The organism is Sporosarcina beigongshangi (genome assembly GCF_033485195.1).
Taxonomy (GTDB): Bacteria; Bacillota; Bacilli; order Bacillales_A; family Planococcaceae; genus Sporosarcina; species Sporosarcina beigongshangi.
On sequence record NZ_JAWLIR010000016.1, the window covers coordinates 141614 to 161508 of the forward strand.

General features: G+C 37.9%; 13 protein-coding genes. 1 reads left to right on the forward strand and 12 read right to left on the reverse strand.

What is annotated here, in order from left to right:
• Positions 1-52: 52 nt before the first annotated feature.
• The 7 genes from R2B77_RS09790 to R2B77_RS09820 all read right to left on the reverse strand — a co-directional run bounded on the left by R2B77_RS09790 (position 53) and on the right by R2B77_RS09820 (position 9316).
• Positions 53-1396, reverse strand: coding sequence for an ABC transporter substrate-binding protein (locus tag R2B77_RS09790; RefSeq protein WP_203247609.1), 1344 nt, complete (start codon positions 1394-1396; stop codon positions 53-55).
• Positions 1397-1820: 424 nt separating this feature from the next.
• Positions 1821-3155 carry an ABC transporter substrate-binding protein gene (locus R2B77_RS09795; RefSeq protein WP_203247608.1) on the reverse strand — a complete coding sequence of 445 codons (1335 nt, stop codon included), beginning with the start codon at positions 3153-3155 and terminating at the stop codon, positions 1821-1823.
• 73 nt (positions 3156-3228) lie between these two features.
• The gene (locus R2B77_RS09800; protein ID WP_203247607.1) at positions 3229-4068 is read right to left on the reverse strand and encodes a carbohydrate ABC transporter permease; all 840 of its coding nucleotides are present in this window, start codon (positions 4066-4068) and stop codon (positions 3229-3231) included.
• A 19-nt stretch (positions 4069-4087) separates the two neighbouring features.
• The gene (locus R2B77_RS09805) at positions 4088-5035 is read right to left on the reverse strand and encodes a carbohydrate ABC transporter permease (RefSeq protein ID WP_203247606.1); all 948 of its coding nucleotides are present in this window, start codon (positions 5033-5035) and stop codon (positions 4088-4090) included.
• Between the two features lie 234 nt (positions 5036-5269).
• A complete protein-coding gene (locus R2B77_RS09810; protein WP_212391515.1) occupies positions 5270-6343 on the reverse strand; it encodes a Gfo/Idh/MocA family protein in 1074 nt (357 codons plus the stop codon).
• 464 nt (positions 6344-6807) lie between these two features.
• Entirely contained in the window at positions 6808-7644 is an 837-nt protein-coding gene (gene larE, locus R2B77_RS09815) for an ATP-dependent sacrificial sulfur transferase LarE (RefSeq protein ID WP_203247605.1), read from the reverse strand.
• 178 nt (positions 7645-7822) lie between these two features.
• Entirely contained in the window at positions 7823-9316 is a 1494-nt protein-coding gene (locus R2B77_RS09820) for a tagaturonate epimerase family protein (RefSeq protein WP_203247601.1), read from the reverse strand.
• A gap of 334 nt (positions 9317-9650) precedes the next feature.
• Between R2B77_RS09820 and R2B77_RS09825 the strand changes: the two genes are divergently transcribed.
• Positions 9651-10964 carry a hypothetical protein gene (locus R2B77_RS09825; protein WP_203247600.1) on the forward strand — a complete coding sequence of 438 codons (1314 nt, stop codon included), beginning with the start codon at positions 9651-9653 and terminating at the stop codon, positions 10962-10964.
• 48 nt (positions 10965-11012) lie between these two features.
• Here R2B77_RS09825 and R2B77_RS09830 read toward each other — a convergent pair whose 3' ends face one another.
• From R2B77_RS09830 to R2B77_RS09850, 5 genes are all read right to left on the reverse strand, one after another.
• On the reverse strand, positions 11013-11666 hold the full coding sequence (locus R2B77_RS09830; protein ID WP_203247598.1) for a rhamnogalacturonan acetylesterase: 654 nt from the start codon (positions 11664-11666) through the stop codon (positions 11013-11015).
• 85 nt (positions 11667-11751) lie between these two features.
• Positions 11752-16482 (reverse strand): bacterial Ig-like domain-containing protein, encoded by a 4731-nt coding sequence (locus R2B77_RS09835; protein WP_203247597.1) that lies wholly within the window; start codon positions 16480-16482, stop codon positions 11752-11754.
• Between the two features lie 704 nt (positions 16483-17186).
• Positions 17187-18470, reverse strand: coding sequence for a Gfo/Idh/MocA family protein (locus R2B77_RS09840; protein WP_203247596.1), 1284 nt, complete (start codon positions 18468-18470; stop codon positions 17187-17189).
• 30 nt (positions 18471-18500) lie between these two features.
• Entirely contained in the window at positions 18501-19157 is a 657-nt protein-coding gene (locus tag R2B77_RS09845; RefSeq protein ID WP_203247595.1) for a YesL family protein, read from the reverse strand.
• Positions 19158-19180: 23 nt separating this feature from the next.
• The gene (locus tag R2B77_RS09850) at positions 19181-19726 is read right to left on the reverse strand and encodes a hypothetical protein (protein WP_203247594.1); all 546 of its coding nucleotides are present in this window, start codon (positions 19724-19726) and stop codon (positions 19181-19183) included.
• Between the last annotated feature and the right edge of the window lie 169 nt (positions 19727-19895).

Below are 19895 nucleotides of genomic sequence, written 5' to 3' on the forward strand. Positions count from 1 at the left end.
GTAAAAATAGAGAGGGAACTGTATGGTCCCCTCTCCATTCATCATATTCTATTTATTGATTGGCATCAACGACCGCTTGAATCCTTTTCTTGACATTGTCCATCGTTTTATCTAGATCTTGTTCTCCTAGTAGATACATCTCAGCCTCCGCACCAAATTCTGTGTTTACTTCCGTAATATACGGTGCTGGGGCAAATGCTTTATTCGGTTGAAGAGAAGTCAACGAATGTTTCAATGATGGTAAATCGATGGCTTCTGGATTTGAAGTTCCACTTACCAAAGTATCTAGCACAGTGTCTAAATCAGCCTCTTTCCAAGAAGGTGTCCACACACCTTGTTCCACAATCCCTTCCGTTGACATCCAACGCATAAAGTCATAGGCTTCTTGTTTATGGTCAGAAGTCTTGGAAACACTTAGTAAATCACCTGACATAACTGTGAAGTTTTCTCCTTTTTCATTTTGTGGCCATGGCGCCCATACAATTTCAAAGTCTGGTGCGAATTCGCCCCACTCCGTAATCATGAAACTAAAAGTCGGAATCATACTTGCTTCTTGTGAGAAAAATTGCTGACGGTAATTTAATTTTTGTGAGAATGTTTCAAAGTATGGAACGGATGATTTGTCTACTTGTTCTAGTTGATAACGAAGTTCCAGTGATTCCCGTAGCAGTGGATCCTCCGCATTCGATGAACCATCTTCTTTTAGAAGTAACGTTTCTTCTGATTTACTGACTAATTTCAATGCTGAATATGTCTCGTGCCATGTGTGTAAATAAGAGCCATAATGTTGATCAGTCGTCAATGCTTTTGCATAGTCACGATAGTCATCCCATGTCCATTCTGTTGGGATTTCTAAACCTGCTTCATCTAAATGACCTTTATTCATCATAACAAGGCCAGAAACGTTTTTCATTGGTAAACCATAATAATTGCCATCTACTGGTCCATAACTGTTGTTATAAACCTCATTAATGTCAATACCTTCTGCATCCAAAAATTCATCAATCGGTGCAACTAAGCCAGCGTCAATTCTTTTTGCGAGATCATTTGGATTATTAAACATAATAATATCAAGCTTTTCTCCTGCAGATGCCATCAAATCTAATTGTTTAAAATAATCTAGAGCAGTCATATTATCGACTAATGGTATCGATTCAATCTTGATACCTGGATGTTCAGCCTCATATTTATCAATCACAGGCTGCCATTTTCCTACACCTTCATTAATCCAGTGCACAAATTTTAAAGTGATTTCTTCACCTGACTTACTAGCATCATCACCAGCTTTTTCTCCCGGCTCACTAGTGCCTTCACTTCCCTTGTCACCTGCGCATGCCGATAATACAAGCATCGCAATAAGTGTAACTATCCATATTAGACCCCGTTTTTTCTTCAATACAATTCCCCCTCTGTTGTTTGATTTGTATATGAAACCTTTTATATTCAAAAAAGGTTTAATATCAGCATTTTATCCTATGACTCCGTAATTCTCCGATAGATCGTTCGCCTTAGTTTCTTATGTTAGGTTAATTATATGGAGTGTAACCGCTTTCAACAATGTACTATTTTTACTTAATTGAAAAAATCTTTACCTAGTTTGAATATTCCTAATACTTTAATTTCCCTAATTATTTTTTTGGTGCATTTCACAAATGAAAAATCAGCCTCTTTATAAACTAAATCTAAGTCGTTAGGAAATCACTTCTCTTATATAGTTCTATCCTCGAAGTCCAGGACTTCTCCCTGTGGATTACGCTCATACTGTGCGCACAAAAATAGAGAGAGAACTGTATTGTCCCCCCTCTATTCATCATATTCTATTATTGGTTAGCATCAACGACCGCTTGAATCCTCTTCTTAACATTCTCCATCGTCTTATCTAGATCTTGTTCACCTAACAGATACATCTCAGCTTCCGCGCCAAATTCTGTGTTTACTTCCGTAATATACGGTGCTGGGGCAAATGTTTTATTTGGTTGAACAGAAGTCAGTGCATGTTTCAGGGATTCCATATGAATCGCATCTGGATTTGAAGTTCCACTTACTAAAGTATCGAGCACTGTGTCTAAGTCAGCCTCTTTCCATGAAGGTGTCCATACACCTTGTTCCACGATTCCTTCTGTTGACATCCAACGCATAAAGTCATAGGCTTCTTGTTTATGATCTGAAGTCTTGGAAACAGTGAGTAAATCTCCTGACATACCTGAAAAATTTGTTCCTTTTTCATTTTGAGGCCATGGTGCCCAGGCAATTTCAAAGTCTGGAGTGTATTGTCCCCACTCGGTAATCATGAAACTAAAAGTCGGGATCATACTTGCTTCTTGTGAGAATATTTGCTGACGGTAATCTAATTTCTGTGAAAATGTTTCAAAATAGGGAACAGATGATTTATCCTCTTGCTCCATTTGATAACGAAGTTCCAGTGATTCCCGTAGCATTGGATCTTCTGCATTCGATGTGCCATCTTCTTTTAGAAGTAATGTTTCTTCTGGCTTACTTGCTAATTTCAAACCTGAATATATCTCATGCCATGTGTGTAAATAAGAGCCATAATGTTGATCAGTCGTCATTTTCTTAGCATAGTCACGGTAGTCATCCCATGTCCATTCTGTCGGGATTTCTAAACCCGCTTCATCTAAATGACTTTTGTTCATCATAATCAGACCAGTAATATTTTTCATTGGTAAGCCATAATAATTGCCATCTACTGGGCCATAACTGTTGTTATAAACCTCATTAATATCAATACCTTCTCCATCCAAAAATTCATCAATCGGTGCAACTAAGCCAGCATCGATTCTTTTTACGAGTTCATTTGGATTATTAAACATGATAATATCAAGCTTTTCGCCTGCTGATGCCATCAAATCTAATTGTTTAAAGTAATCTAAAGCAGCCATGTTATCGACTAGTGGAATCGATTCAATTTTGACTCCTGGATTTGCAGCCTCATATTTATCAATCACAGGCTGCCATTTTCCTACATCTTCATTAACCCAGTGAACAAATTTCAATGTGATTTCTTCACCTGACTTACTAGTGTCATCGCCAGCTTTTTCTCCTGACTTACTAGCGTCATCTCCCCCTGAGCATGCCGACAAAACAAGCATTGCAATAAGTGTAACGATCCATCCAAGACTCCATTTTTTCTTCAAAACAATTTCCCCCTCTATAGTTCGTTTATTATATGAAACCTCCATTATTACCGCAAGGTTTGATAACTGTGTCTTATCCTTTTACGCCACCGAGCTGAATGCCTTCAATAACATGTTTCTGCCCGATGATAAAAATGATTAATAACGGGATAATCGCAGATACAGATGCTGCCATCATCAAGGAGTAAATGCTGCCATGCTGATCCGCAAAGCTCTGCACCCCGAGTTGTATCGTATAGAGTTCTTTTGTTCTCAAAAAAATTAATGGATTTTGGAAATCATTCCATGTCCAAATAAAACGTAAAATGGCATAAGTTGCAATTGCCGGTCGGACAAGCGGTAACGCAATCGATGCGAAAATACGGAAATGCCCTGCCCCATCCATTCTTGCGGATTCAATGAGTTCATTACTAATGCCTAGATAAAACTGTCGCAACATAAATGTACCGAATACACTGAAACTATTTAGGAGAATCAGACCCATATGTGTATCGTAGAGTCCTAACCATCTAAATAACAAAAACTGTGTTACCAGTAATGTTTGTGGCGGAATCATAAATGTAGCCAATATAATTAGGAACAAGAAGTTTGAACCTCTAAAATTAATTTTTGCAAAGCCATATGCCGCTAAAGATGACACGGTAACTGAAGTGATTGTTGTTAACACCGTTACCTTGATCGAGTTCCAATAGAGTAACAAGAACGGCATCGTTCCTGTCCAAACTCCCTTATAGTTCTCAACGGCATTCCACGTTTCTGGAATCCACTGAATAGGATAAGTCAGAACATCAGTTTCCACTTTAAAAGATGCAGAAATCATCCAGATGAATGGCATTAAAAAGATAATACCGATGATTGCCATGATAATTGTCATGATTAATTTTTTTATGTCTATTCCTTTAGTCGTTGTCATCATACTGCCCCCCTTTAAATTAATAGTTTACCCATTTCTTCTGAACGATAAATTGAATATATGTGATAATTAGTATTAGGATAAACAATACAAGCGAGATTGCTGATGCATAGCCTGTTTTCAACTCAAGGAACGCTTGTTGGTAAAGATAGACGACTGGCGTTAGCGTTGAATTCGCAGGTCCACCATTTGTTAATACAATAATTAAGTCAAATACTTTAAAGCTTGAAATAACACCTGTAATTAATAATAAGAAGGTTGTTGGTGATACTAACGGAACTGTTATTTTAGTAAATTGATACCAAGATGATGCTCCGTCCATCTGTGCTGCTTCATACAATTCTTTCGGAATATTTTGTAGCCCAGCTAAATAAATGATTAAGTTAAAGCCAATTCCTGTCCAGATCATGATGAGCATAACAGAAGGTAACGAAAATGAAATATCTGCAATCCACCCTGGAGGATTTTCAACACCTAATGACATGAGTAATTGGTTAATCGGCCCTTTGGATGGATGAAATAGTACTTGGAATACGACTGCCACTGCAACGACACTAGAAATAAAAGGCATGAAGTAAATTACTTTAAACATATCTTTTAAATAAACATGCTTATTAATAATGACCGCTAAAGCTAATGAAATGATGAGGGTTACTGGTACCGCAAGTAACAAAATAAAGTTGTTGATTAACGCCTTATGAAACAAGTTGGTTGTAAATAATTTCTTAAAGTTTTCTATCCCGACAAAACTAGCCCCCTCAAAACCAGATACAAAATTCCAGTTTGTAAAACTTAATACTAGTGAGGAGATGATCGGAAATAGAACTAATACAGATGTTCCGATAAACATTGGTGCAATAAATAAATAACCTGCAACATTCTCTTTCCAGCCACCAAAGGGAGTTTTATTACGCCTTTTGGATTTTTTGCGTATTTTATTCGACTGCGCATTTGATACACTTTGCATATCGTTCACCTCAGCTTCTTTATGTTAGGTTAATTATATGGAGTGTAATCGCTTTCAACAATGTACTATCTTTACCTAAATGACAAAATCTTTACCTTATTGAGATACTTCTGAAGGTTAAATTTGATGTTTTGTAGTTTAAAATCCTCCATTTCAACCGAAAATCAGCACATTCTATTCCAGAAAAAAACTGGCCACACCTCAATAATATTGAGATGTGGCCAGTTTTATAGTTCACTTAGATACGACTATCGCTTGTTCTTGTGCGAGTAAGCATAGTTCAGCTGCTTTAAATGCATGCGCCTGTGTCATCGCTTTTTCTGTACGATGAATACAATCTAAAATCAGTTCACCAAAGAAAGGAAATCCTACTTCACCTGATAGCTTGTAATGTTTCTCGCCCTCTTTATTCACCAAGAATAGATGATCTCCTGTTTCTTCTCTTGCCACATCGACGTATTTACGGATTTCAATTGTTCCTTCTGTTCCCGTAATGAACGTACGTCCATCTCCCCATGTACTTAAACCATCGGGTGTAAACCAGTCCACTTTGAAATATTGTGTTGCGCCATTATCGCCAACTAATGTAGTATCACCATAATCTTCTAACTCCGGATATTCAGGGTTATTATAGTTTGCTACTTTACTATGCAAAATTTTAGCATCCTTACAATCTGCGTAATATAAGAACTGTTCAATTTGATGGCTCCCAATATCGCATAGAATTCCACCGTATTGTTCCTTATTAAAGAACCAATCCGGTCTACTAGGTGCATTTAGGCGATGTGGACCAAAACCTGTTACTTGAAGCACGCGTCCAATTGCCCCTTCTTTAATCAAATCGCCAGCGAATACGGCTCCTTCAACATGGAGACGTTCACTGAAATAGACCATATACTTTTGTCCAGTTCGTTCGACAACCTTCTTCGTTTCTTCTAACTGCGACATCGTTGTAAATGGCGTTTTATCAGTGAAATAATCTTTTCCTGCTTCCATTACCTGATTACCAAGCGCACTACGCTTAGATGGGATTGCGGCAGCTGCTACTAATTTAATCGATTCATCAGTTAAAATTTGTTCGAGTGAATCTGCTACGTGGACGTCGGGATATTTTTCAACGAAGTCCGCCACTTTTTTCTTATCTGGATCAAACACATATTTCAATGTGGCACCCGCCTCCACTAGACCATTACACATCCCATAAATATGGCCATGATCAAGTGCAGCAACTGCAATCGCAAATTCTCCCTCTTTTACAACTGGATTTGGCTTACCTTTTGGCGCATATGTCATTCCATCCTTACTCATAATTCATCTACTCCCTTACTTTTGATTAAAACCGAATTTTTCGTCAACCAATTATTTTGTTTATCCGACAAATTAATTATTTATCTATAGTTAGATTATATGTAAACGCTCTACTTTTCAAGTTTTTTATTACCCGGTGTCCAATTACTGACTTGATACAGGTCTGTTGATTAACTAAAAAATAACATGATCCAATAGTAGGAACTCTATGTTCAATCACATTTGGTTTCGCTTTAGATTGAACGACTTCTATACAATAACCGTGCTGTTTTGATGTCTAGGTACGCGACAGGCAACTATCCGGAACAAGATAATCGAATAAGATGTGTCAAGTGAAAAAGGTAGTTTTTAAGCCTGTGTTTACCTACTTTTCCCAGCAAATGGATAATTATCAGTTGTGACTTAATACACAAATATACCCCACTACAATTAAGTAGCAGGGCATATTTGATATTTCCAAAAAATTATTGTGCTAATTTTGATTCTAACACTTCTTCAGATAACTCTTCGTTCATGCTTCCTGTGCGGTAACCACGTAAATCCAATGAAACATAGGCAAAGCCAAGTGATGTCAGCTTCAGTTGGATTTGATCGCGATGCTTCACTAATTCCGTGATTTCTTCCGGCGTTACTTCAATACGAGCAACATTGCCATGATGACGGACACGTACTTGAGCAAATCCAAGTTTCGCTAAAAAGATTTCGGCCTGATCAACTTGTTCAATCTTATGCTTATCAAGCTCAATACCGTAAGGAATTCTTGATGCAAGGCTGCAAGATGCAGGTTTATCCCAAACTGGGAGTCCTAGTTGACTTGCAAGTTCTCGCACTTCATGCTTAAATAGTCCGACTTCTTGAAGAACGCTACGTGCCCCTGCCTCTGTTCTTGCTCTCATTCCTGGGCGGAAATCGTCTAAGTCGTCCATAATCATGCCATCTAGCACATACGGATAACCTAACTCCCCAGCTAAATCATTGAGATGTGCATAAAGCATTTTCTTACTGTAATACCAGCTATCAGGCGTGTTCGCTGCAATGTCTGGATTTTCTAATTCTTTAATTTCTGTTTTGTATACTTGAACACCCATATCTTTAGCCAATTGGACTGCATCCTCAAATTCCTGTTTGCGGAACAATTCTGATGCAACAACAACAGCTAGAACTTGGTCGCCAAGCTCTTCCTGTGCACGTTTTAATACTAATGCACTGTCAACACCACCGGAAAAAGCGACGATAACGCGCCCCATCTCTGTAAGTACTTCACCAAGATGACGGTTCTTATCATTCATTACTTCGCTCATGCTCTTTCGCCTCACTTTTCTTGATTTTTATAAGATTCTACCGTAACCTTACTTTTCATTGTACAAATTGTCAATTGAAAATGATTTTGATTAATCGGTTTTTAAATCAATTTCATCACCAATATTCATTTTATACAACTGTCTAGCTAATCAAGCAAGCATAATTTTTGGCACTGTTTTAAAGGCCAAGTAGGTCGATATGTTTACCAATATGGCTAACAAGTGCAGCTCGGTAGTCCAACTCATGTACATCCAGTGTTTTAAAGAAATCATCTCTAAAGATAAATTCATCTTTTTCATCTTTCGCAGTTAAAATCAAACCATATGTGACGTGGAACAGCTGGCGTGCTGCATCATCATTCATATAATCAGAAAGTTGTCCATCAGTTACGGTGTCCAAAGCACTGATTCCATCTAAATCTGGCGTAACATGATAATACTTCAGCGCTTCTTCGAAGTTTTCTAATGCAAATACATGCATTTTTCGATAAAGGTTCGGATTGGTATTGGCAATCACTCTGACTGCCTCCAACCAGTTTGTACCTGCTGTTTTCACATGAAAAATTCCTTTTGTGTACTTCGCAATAATTGGGAATACCATAAACTTATCACTGCCGGAGTGGATACTTAACTTATACCCGAAATGCTCTGCAATTAAAGCATGTTCACGTAATTCGACTTCAAATTGTACTACATCCCCGATATAGTCAATTCCTTTTTGAAATTCTCCACAGAATCTTGGAGCAAGACTGACGACTGTCACGCCTCTTTCGATCAGTTCATTTGCAACGAAGAAATGAGAAATCGGCGCTGTAACTGTTTCTGTTTCATCAATTGAAATTTCAAAGTCAATCGCACGGTCTTCTTTACTGATGTACTCATTGTAAACATATGTTGTGTACGTAACAGCCTCATCATACAGAAGGATGTTTCTCATTAATGAGGTTTCATCGAAAGATAAAGATAAACCGTTCACTTCAAAAGTTTTATTTAAATATTTCTCAAAATATACTTGTTTAACGTCTTCTGGAACTTTCGCAAACTCTTTAGCAATTACTTCATCGGTTGCTTCTTCGATTGTTTTGTCGATTTGATCTGAGCAATCCAACGTAATCATGGATACACCAAGTGATAAGGCATATTTAATGTCTGATTCAAGCTTGATATGATCGCCGTCTGCACCGTATCCGCCTGTATAACCTTCTTGAAAAACCGCATATGCAGCGGCATCTAGCATATCAGTCATGGAACGATTTGTTAGTGTCAACTCCCGAATACTTTGTTGGGCAAGCACTGGTTTTATATTTCTGCCATTGACCGTTTCAATATGTCCAGGTGATGCTAAACCTAATCGATCTCCTAAACCGATTGTTGCAATTTTCGTCCCAAATGCCTGTGGAGCTGTATAAGGGAAATAGCGATTCAAAACAAGTCGGTTTTCATAAGTCAATGAACATGCTTTTCCTTTTCCTTCAACATCCGCCCCTACTAATTCATCGTAAATGGAACCGCTTCCAGTTGCCAAAATAAATTTTTCACCGTTCACTTTAACCATCAATAAATGGACATTTTCATGATTTGTATACGATTTTTGATAGACTGTCACTTGCTCCGTTTGAGGTGCTACTCTTCCCTGTTCTAATAACTCAATCGTTGACAATAATTGCTTCATTCAAATCAATCCTTTGTATTTTATTTGAATTACTTTTACTTGACTACTAAATTATTCGAAAATCAATTGCCATACTTCACCCTCTCAGTAAGAGAGCGTTTTACCTACTATTTTCACATATATGATACTTATAACAACAAAATAACATCGTTGTTATTTTCATGATAATTGATTTTCAAAGAAAGAGCAAGTGATTGTTATACTTTTAATCCGTAGATTCTAAAATATCAATCTATATTAATCTTTCTAGTTGAAATAACAATCAAAGTTCATTACACTCAAAATAACAACGTTGTTACTCAGAGCGATTAATTAATGAGATGGGGTTTGTTTCTTGCATTCATCGGGTCGGTTATCTTATGGACAGCTAAGTGCTTTTTTTATTCCGCTAGGTGTCTCAGCAAGTTTAACTTCAATTACACATGTGATTATTAACGGTACATTAAGTAGGGGTGAGCATGCTGCTTTTATTATCGCTTGTTATGCAATTGCAATGTCCTTATTCAGTATCCTAGAAAGACCGATGATTGTGTTCCGACAAACATCCTCGGCATTGGTCACTGATAAAAGGTCATTTAAATTAGTAAGACTATTTTTTATTTATGTCTTAGTAGCCACAATGTTAATCAGTCTAGTTATTGCATTTAGCCCATTAGGTCACTGGATTTATACAACCATTTTCGGAGCAACGGCGAATATGGTCGGGGCAGTTTCACTAGCGTTTAAAGTTATTATTTTAGTCATTATTTTCTCTGGAATCCGCGGCTTATATCAGGGCATTATCATTACACAACTAGCGACGAATTGGTTGACGATTGGTGTTATCGCTAGACTAATTGCGATGTTTATAACTGCTTATCTAATGGTAAGTTACGATTTCATTACGAGTGCCAGTGGAGCGATTATCTTTCTTGTAGGAATGTTCATTGAATGTCTCGTTAGTATTTACAAAGGGGATTCACTGCTAAGAAATGGATTAGATCCAGTCGATTCTCCCCCATTAGTCAAAGCAGATATTTCGAAATTTTATTTTCCGTTGATGTATTATTTTCTTATGCAAACGATTCTCACTCCCCTTATCTATATTTTATTAGCGAAATCGGGTAATATCGAGATGAGCATTGCGTCATTTGCCTTAGCGTTTAGTATTACCAATTTGATTTTAGGATTTTTCATGTACACGCATCAATTAGTGCTACAATTTTATGCTGTGAACAAACAAAAAGTCGTGAAATTCGTGATTTTTGCTAGTATCATTCCGACGTTATTATTATGCCTATTATGCTACACTCCCCTTGGAATGGCATTTATGCAAGGAGTTATGGGTGCTGATGAAGCCTTATCCTTAGCAACAATTACTGTATTGAAATTCTTCATCATTAAAACACTTGTTTTTCCTTGGGTTGATTTTCTCAATGGATTTTTGATGCTTAGACGACAAACAAAGAAAATGCTTTTTGCTCAAATGGCAAATTTGGTTGTTGTGGTTTCGACGATGGTAATACTCATTCAGCTATTTCCTCAGTTAAACGGAGTGAACGGTGCGATTGCAGCGTCCTTGGGTGAATTAGCTGGGCTAGTGATTGTTGGAATCATCATTTACCGAATGAGTGACCATTTTAAAAGTAAGAAACTTCTGAGTGAATAATTTCTAATCTATTGCAAGGGGTATCCCACTATCAGGATACCTCTTCTATCATTTTACATAGCTAGATAGACTGCAATTCAATTCTTTAATTTCCTGATAAACTAACCTTGCCATTTCTTTTGCCCCTTGTTCAGTAAAATGGGTACAATCCGTTCCATTCACCGTTATCATATACAGTTCTTTTGCACGATCGTAGCCAATGGATGAAAGGTAATCAATACTTTTTGTCATCAGATCAATGATGAATACATCATTAGCTTCTGCAACTTCTTTCATCGCGTTGCAGTAATCCCCAAAATCCATCAAAAATTCTCCATTCACATAATGAAGCCTACCAACTGGAGTAACTAACAGCGGAATCGCCTTTTTAGCTCTCGCCTTATCAATGTATTGCTGTAAGTATATTTTATAATCATCATACGCTTCCGTATAACGTTCTGGACGATTTTTCGTTGAATCATTATGCCCGAACTGAATAAACAAATAATCGTGTTCTTCGATTGCATCCATTATAGGATCGAGCAACCCTTCTGTAATGAATGTTTTTGAGCTTTTCCCTCCCACTGCATGGTTTTCAATCATCACTTCAGCTGTTAAATAATCCGCTATAAATTGCCCCCAGCCGGCTTGCGGGTATTCGCTAGCTTCATAATTCCGTACAGTTGAATCTGCTGCCAAATAGATTGTCGTATTATTTTTCATTTTAAATAAACCTCCAGAAAATAGACCAGAAACCATTTTCAGGTTCCTGGTTTATTAGTGTTATTGGGTATTCTTCGTAGTACTATTAGCGATTTCCATTATTGCCATTTCCATTGCCGTTGCCATTACCGTTTCCATTTCCATTGCCGTTTCCGTTACCATTTCCGTTTGCCTTCTTCAACGCTTCAATTGCAGCTGTTAAATCTGCAAGTACAGCTTGCAGTTCAACTTGCGTCGTAATAGTTGGCAGTGCTTTCTCCGCTCTCAATATAGATTCCTGTAATGCAGAAAATGATTTTTTGATATACTTACCTTTATCATTAGAAATGGCTTTTGCTTGTACAATTAATGCTTCTAATTCCGTTACATCGATGGCTGAAGTTTCTTCTGGGCCAACAGCTTCATCAAACATGCCCCAAATCGCAGCCCACTGATCTTCTTTCACTGATTGAATTCGTCCTTTATCATCAAAGTTAAAGAGATCTTCGAGGCTTCTAACAATCGCATCCGAATGTTCAGTGGAAAGTTCTTCACTAGATTTATTGACTGTGTTTGTACCATTGAATAAATAGTTTCGATTGGATTCCAATGCTAAAGGATAACTATCTTTCGAAGTACCTTCTGTTTTAATCGAGATAAATCCATCGATTGTGAAATCCGTTGTAATTCCACCGTAAGTTGTAAAGCCCAGGTTCGTGCCATTATTCACACTAATATTATTTTGCGCGATTACACCTGGGTTACTATTACTCGTATAACCATACGTGCCATTGTCGAATGCTAGACTATTTTTAATGACGTGAGGTACGTGGACCCCTTCCCCACCAAGTTTGAAGCCGTTTTTGTCGCCGCTGCCTTCATGCCCATTCGACAATGTTCCGTTATTAAACGCAATACTGTCTTCGATTAGCACTGCACCAATCGCACCTGTTCCAACTTTCGTATACAAATCCCATCCATCGTCGATATTGTTGTAAGCTACCGTGCCTCTGAAAATATTCCCTTCTCCAGATGTTAATTTCGCCGCAAAACCATCAGCATTATTTTCAGCTGGATCACTGTTATCGAATGAAATACTATTGAGGATAAGATTATAGGACGGCCATTTCGTCTTATCTTCTTCATAAATATCCGTGCGGCTAATTTGAAGACCTGTATCCCCGTTTTCAAATGTTCTTATATTTTCAATCTTATTATAGCTTCCACCGACTGTATAACCTTTTGTATTTCCGGCAGAACGCGCAAAGTCAATTCCTTCGATATGCCAGTAGTTACCGCTATGCACGACACCCTCCGATTTTTTATCAAAATCAATGAGCGGACGTTTAGTTGCACTTGGATCGGCAATTAGGTATTTCAATGCATTTTTTGTACCGTCGTTAAACTTCTTAATTTCAAGTGGTGATGAACGAACATAATGACCTTCAAGTACAATAATTTTTTGTCCTTCCCTGACAAACTCAATCGCAGTACCCAGATCTAATGGAGACGCTTTCGTTCCATCCCCTGCACTTGTTCCAGTTGGAGATACATACATATCGCCCCCATCGACAAATGTTTTCATCGTCACGGTAAAGTTCCGGACAATTTTATCGTAATCCGTTAAATACTGTGTATCGTCAGGTAAAAATGCAATGCTAAAGTTCGTAGCTGCATCAAGGACTGCAGGTATTTCGATGACTTTCCCTGCCTCAACAGCTGTATTTGCTGCAATAATTTCTTGTCCTTTTTTTACTGTTACCGTTCCATTAACATTCGATTTAACGAGTAATGAATAATCCTTTTTAGAAACTTTGTCCAAAGACAGTACTTCCAATTCAGGTGTTACCGCTTCAGCTGGAGGCGATACTTTTGGTGCGTCCGTCGCAGCAGTCGTTACTGTTAAATCGATATTGCGAACTTCAATTGTAGCTAAGCGTGCTGTGTAAAAACCAACATACATTTTTCCATCTTGTGTTTTTAGAATGTCAGGTTCATAAATGGTTTCTTCTTGTCCATCATTTATTTTACCTGTGAAACCACTATTCGTTTTCGCAAGTGTCAATCGGTAATTATCTGCCGTATTCAAAGCATCAGGTCTAACTGCATCTAGCATGATTTTCTGAATGCCCAGGCTGCCTTCCCCATCAGGGGCGACTACGCCAGTTCTTGCAAATAATTGTGTACCAATTGGTTCACGTGTTCCACCACTAAATCCACCGATTGCAGCAATGTTTGAAGCGAAAACACTTGAATCCCCAGCTGGTCCATTCACGTCTCTCGCCATAATTCCAAAGGACTCCTGGCCATCATGCGGTGTTTTTGCAAATGCTTCGACTTGAATATCTGCTGACAATACAAAGTTATCGTTCTCTGCATCAATTTCCGTATAGTAGAATGTAATGCCGTCATGGTCACCTGTGACTTTTCCTCCACCTTCAAGAGCGACGAGTTTAATACCTCCATCTTCTAGAACTTCGATATAGTTATTAGCTGTGGAAGATGATTGGCCAAATCGAATTTGCTGCCATTCAACTTCTACTTTTTCTCTTACAGTAACTTTGTAATCAATCGTTGCCATACTTGAATCGGCAGGGATTAATTGAATGTTATATATTCCAGCTGTTTGATTGTCGAAATGAGAGGTATCGATCGTGAAATCTACTTCCTCTAAGACAACACGGTCCTCATTATCATAGACTTTTGAAACGACTAATCCGCTACTTTCAAAAGCGTCACCGATATAATAGGTCGTTTTTGGGTAGTTCGTAACCTCGATCCCTTCTACTTCTTTAACCTTTACAGTAATCTCGAAGGATACTTCTTTCCCTTTGTGCATAATTGACACTGTTTTACTTCCGCTAGAAGTCGAATCAAATCCACTTATAGTAAAATCATCACGGACTAATCGAACTTCTGTACCATCACTATAGTTTGCATAGACAGATAGACCAGCTAAATTCAATTCATCTCCAATGAAGTAAAGCATTTTTTCTGGTAAGTCTTTAATTTCCAAGGCGTTTAGATTTGCATCTTTCACAGTGACATTTAATACAGTCGATTGCTCCGGTGTTTCCGTTGAAGTAATCGTTATTAGAAAAGCACCGACTTCTTCAAATGCATACCCCTCTTCAGGTAAATCAGTTCCTTCTATAGAGAAACTATATTGATCTGCCAACAACACAGCCGTTTTGTATCCACCATTATATGTGGCTACAACTACTAAGCCTTGTGGATCAAATAAATCACCTGTGTAATACTCCAGTTTCGCTGGGTAATATTTAATCGTAAGATCTGTAACAGCTAATGCTTGGATTTCCACATCAATTGCTGTAGATACCCCATTGTAATTAATCGTAATCGTGTTTAGACCGACTTCACGATTATCGAATCCTGTAACGATGTAATCATTAGCTGAAAGTACTTCCGAGCTACCATCTGAAAACTCCGCAGTAACGACAAGTCCTGTTACATCTAAAGCTTCCCCAACTAAGTATTCAACTTTCATATTCGTTGAATCAATAAATAAATTTTCTACAGTTCTTGTATCTACTTGGATTTCCGTGCCGCTAAAAGTAACTTCAGCATCTCTTGCTACATAGATACCGACAAAAACGCTGTCAGTTAATAAATCTGCGAGAAGCAATGGTTCGCTTTCTTCTCCATTAACAGATACAACATACGTATCACCGGACTTTTTTATCGTTAAATCATACTCACTTCCCGGTGTTGGGATATTCGCATCGAATGGACTAAGTTTTGTTTGTGTTTCCTGTTTATAAAATCCTTTTACTGACTGATCTAGGCCACCAACAGCAACGTAATTCGATTGATGCCCACTCGAATTTCTATGCTCGCCAATTTCATCACGGACCATTAAACCAAAGGATACTTGATTATTCGCACCGAATTTATGAACAGTAGCTTTTGTCTGAATTTCGAAGTTCGCATTAGTTGGTAATTCTTTATGATAAAAAGAGATTCCGTCAACAGTGCTTGATATTTTACCACCTGCTGCAGATAAAGTAATCGAACTGTTTTCATTCACAGTCGGATCTAGGTTTCTTTCATCATTCGTATTATCACCGAATACATTAAAGGCCCAATCTCCTAATTCAACTTGCCCTTCAATTGCTAAATTCACGTTGGTAAATTCGACTTTTGCATTTCGTGCTGTGAATAAACCTGCATAATTGATAGCACCCATAAAGTTTTCAATTACTTTTACTTCGTCACCAATTTTAACAGTCACTAAGTTCCCGCTCTTCTTCACGCTTAACTCATATACTTCGCCAGTCGTTGGAGGCGTAATAGCATTTTCAAAATCTACTTTTGATAGTACTCCTCCAAACCTGGTAAACGCTTTCATTTTCTGATCAAGTGCACCGACCGCAACATAATCACCTACGCCGTATTCAGTTCCATGTAAATACGCATGTACATCGTCACGTAGCATAATGCCAAATGAGACCTGATTATTTGCATCAAAATGTTCCACTTTTGCTGTTGCTTTCAATTCAAAATTCGCAGTAGCTGGTATTTGCTTAAAGTAATAAGCAATACCATCAGAACTTGAGGAGATTTTACCACGGTTCCCTGAACTTCTTACTAAAACCTTATTGGCTACTTCTTTATCTTCCGTAATTTCAAAGTTTTCATTCGTTATTTTATCTTGACCACCAACATCACCAAAAACAGTTCCATTCCAATCACTCGAAATATCAATCATACCTTCTAAAGGATCTTCAATTTCTTCAGCGATTGCTGTGATGTTCACATTGGGTAACAGTAAAATAAAAACCATGAATAAAGCAAGTAAACGTCTATGTTTCTGCATGTAAAGCCTCCCAAAATATTATTTTCTAAATATTGCGAACTACCTAAGTAAAGAAAATGAGAATCCACAAAATGATTCTCATTAATGCCAGTGCTTTATTACTATCCATGTTGATATAAAGAATCCTACTAACAACGCTCAGCGCTTGGGATGCCTCTCGCAATAATCCTGACAGAAAACTACTGTCAGAGAGAGAGTGAATTGCATCCCTTCCGAGTCTTATTGCTGAGACAATCCCAGTTAAGCGCCTTTGCTGGAGAATATATAATATCACTCGTTCAACATATATAATCATAAAATTGAATTGAATCAAATTCACAATTACTTATTTTTATAAAAAAGACAAATAATTATATAATAACTTATTTAAACATTCGTCAATATGATACTCTGCTCTCGTTGATTGGAGTGCAAGTCGGCGACTCCAGTGGGAATAGCATGAGCTGAAGACCCCGCAGGAAGAGCCGTTACAAGGAACGGCTTTTGCGACCAAAAGCGTAGCGTTGGGAGCAGCGGGGCAGATGCCTTAATTTCCGCAAAGTACGCAGAAATACGGCAAATCGAACCCTTTGCTGTTCGATTGGCTGAAGCCATGCCCACGGAAAGCGTCCGACTTAAGCGGAAATCAACCTTGTTCGTATTTTAGGATTGATTACCCTATTATGAAATTGACTCAACTATATAAGGGTTAGCAAATGAATCAGTTAAAACTTGACTAGGCCATCTACTCTAACAGCCTGACCTGTTTTCAATGAAATATTGCCTGCAATTCCAGTTAGGATCGATGTTGCACCATCTATATGGGAAGCGGCACGATTGAATTCATCGTCTGCTGGTGTACCGAAGAGATCTTGCAATAATATCGGATCTCCCCCTCCATGACCGCCTTCTCCCTCGATAATTTCTACCTCATAGGACTCTCCAAACATCGGTAAAACTCTTACTGATTTTTCCTTCAACTTGCCTTCGTCTTCCTTCGACCCACCGGAATTTATATAGGATTGCTCACGAACCTCTACTTCGATTCTTCCTTTGCTACCATTAAAGGACACAATGAATCCTTCCCAAGGTAAATATGCATTGAGTGAATACGTTAAAATCGCTTTGTTTTTATACGTCACCATTACACCCAATGTATCTTCAATATCAATTCCATCACCAAAAACACTTTGATCACGTTGATAGCCATCATCTTTTTCTGCATCTAAATACAGCGATTTTAAATGAGGATTGTCCTCCAATTGAATTGCAAAAGGATCATTTTTTGCATTTTCACTTCCATGTGCACGCTGATAAAACTTAGTTTCTCCTCTTTGTTCTGCATTTTCTTTTCCATAAAAACGTAATCCACCTGTAGCGTAAACCGTTTCAGGTGTTGTATTTAACCAAAAGTTTACCAAGTCAAAATGGTGCGTCGATTTATGAACGAGCAAGCCACCACTATTCGCTTTATTGCGATGCCATCTACGGAAGTAATCCGCGCCATGCTGCGTATCTAATGCCCACTCAAAATTAACGGAATAGACATCCCCGATGACGCCATCACGAATTAGTTCTCTTATTTTTGTGTTATGTGGCGCATAGCGGTAGTTAAATGTGACACGTACTTCCTGCCCAGTCCGCTTAATAGCATTGATAATTTCTTGTGTCTTCTCCGCATCAATCGTCATTGGCTTTTCAGTAATGACATCACAGCCTAGCTCCAATGCCCGAATAATATATGTATGATGCGTGCGATCCACCGTTGTTACAATAACGATATCTGGTTTTTCCTGTGCAATCATCGTTTCAAATTCACTAGCTAAGTAAGTGGAGATTTGAGGATGATCATATTTTTCCTCTAATAAGCGATTTGAATAATCCATTCTCGTTTGATTGACATCACAGAAAGCAACTAACTGACAAGTATCTTTAAAATCCCTTACCATTGCACCATAAAAAAATTCTGCTCTTCCACCTGTACCTACTAATACATATTTCTTACTCATTTCCCCAGCTCCCCTATCATTTTTTAATCCTTATGCTTCTACAGATTTCGCCTCTATTCCTTTGTCCTTTCCTATAGATTGTGTTAGTTCAATTTTCCGAATCACCTTATACACAAACCACATCATCATATATGATAAAAGACTAACACTGAAAAACGGAATAATCCCTGGTACCGAGATACAAAGATAATACAAAGCTACAATCCCGGCCATTAAGATAAAAGTATAATGCGGGTACGATATCCCTATTAATAACGCGTACTTAATGTACAAACGTTTACTCCAATCGTAATGTACGTAAATCGGGAAAATATAGAGCAACAAGACTACATACAAAACTCCACAAAGGAATAAAGCAATTCTCAATAATGTGAATAAACCACCTGTAGGTGAAAATGCTAGATCAATATAAATGATGTAACCGATTACAAAAAGTACTACACCAAATAACGTAGACTTGAAAAACTCCTTGCGATAGGTTGTCCAGAATGTTTTAAATACAGGAATATCCCGATCCCCCATCACCCACTTACGAGTCACCGTAAACAAAGCAACGGTAGCAGGCATAAATCCAAAGATTCCCAATCCAAGTATCGTGAATAAAATCCACAACAAATTGACATAAGCCATTCTAGTTATCACTTCACTAATTCTTAAAAAACGACCGGCTAGTCCTTCTAACTCCATTTAAATCACCCCTTCTAATTTTATTATTGAACAAGTCCTTTCAAAATTGAAAAGGCCGTTTCTTTATTCTTTGTGTATTTCGGAATAATGGCAACGAGTTCAATTGGTTCAGAACTAACTTCATATTTCTCCATATAAGTAACGCGAATTGCGTTTGGGTAAATTTGGCCCGTCTCGACTTCTTCATCAGCTGCTTGTAGCGCTACTATTTCAAAATCAGTTAATGCAACTGTGTTGTGGCTATCTCTAAATTCATCTAAGGAATAGAGCTCTTTAGAATCATATGCAGTCGCAAGTAACTCTCGATCCATAATTAAAATATCTCCAGCATGACGAACGATTTCGATCATGAGCCTTTCAGCTACTGATGGATATAATGCAATATCTACATTTTCTAACTCAAGCTTCACATCCGCCTGCATATCTGCCAAAGTCTCTTTTGAAATAGTCGAGAAAACGAGAATTTCAAAATCCTTATCACTCGTCTGCTGTTGACAGCTTACCAAAAGAAATGAACAAGCAAGCATTACAAAACCGACTACAGCCTTCAAGTTATTTTTTTTACTCATACTCAACATGGCTCCTCATTTTCATTGTTGGCTCTCATTTTAGCGTAACTGGACCATCACATCTATAATCATCTAAACTGGTTAACTTAAAATAGATGCTCACTTTTCCTTTTAACACAATATCAGTACTTGGTTATAGTGTAGACTCTAAATCTACACTGTATTTCAG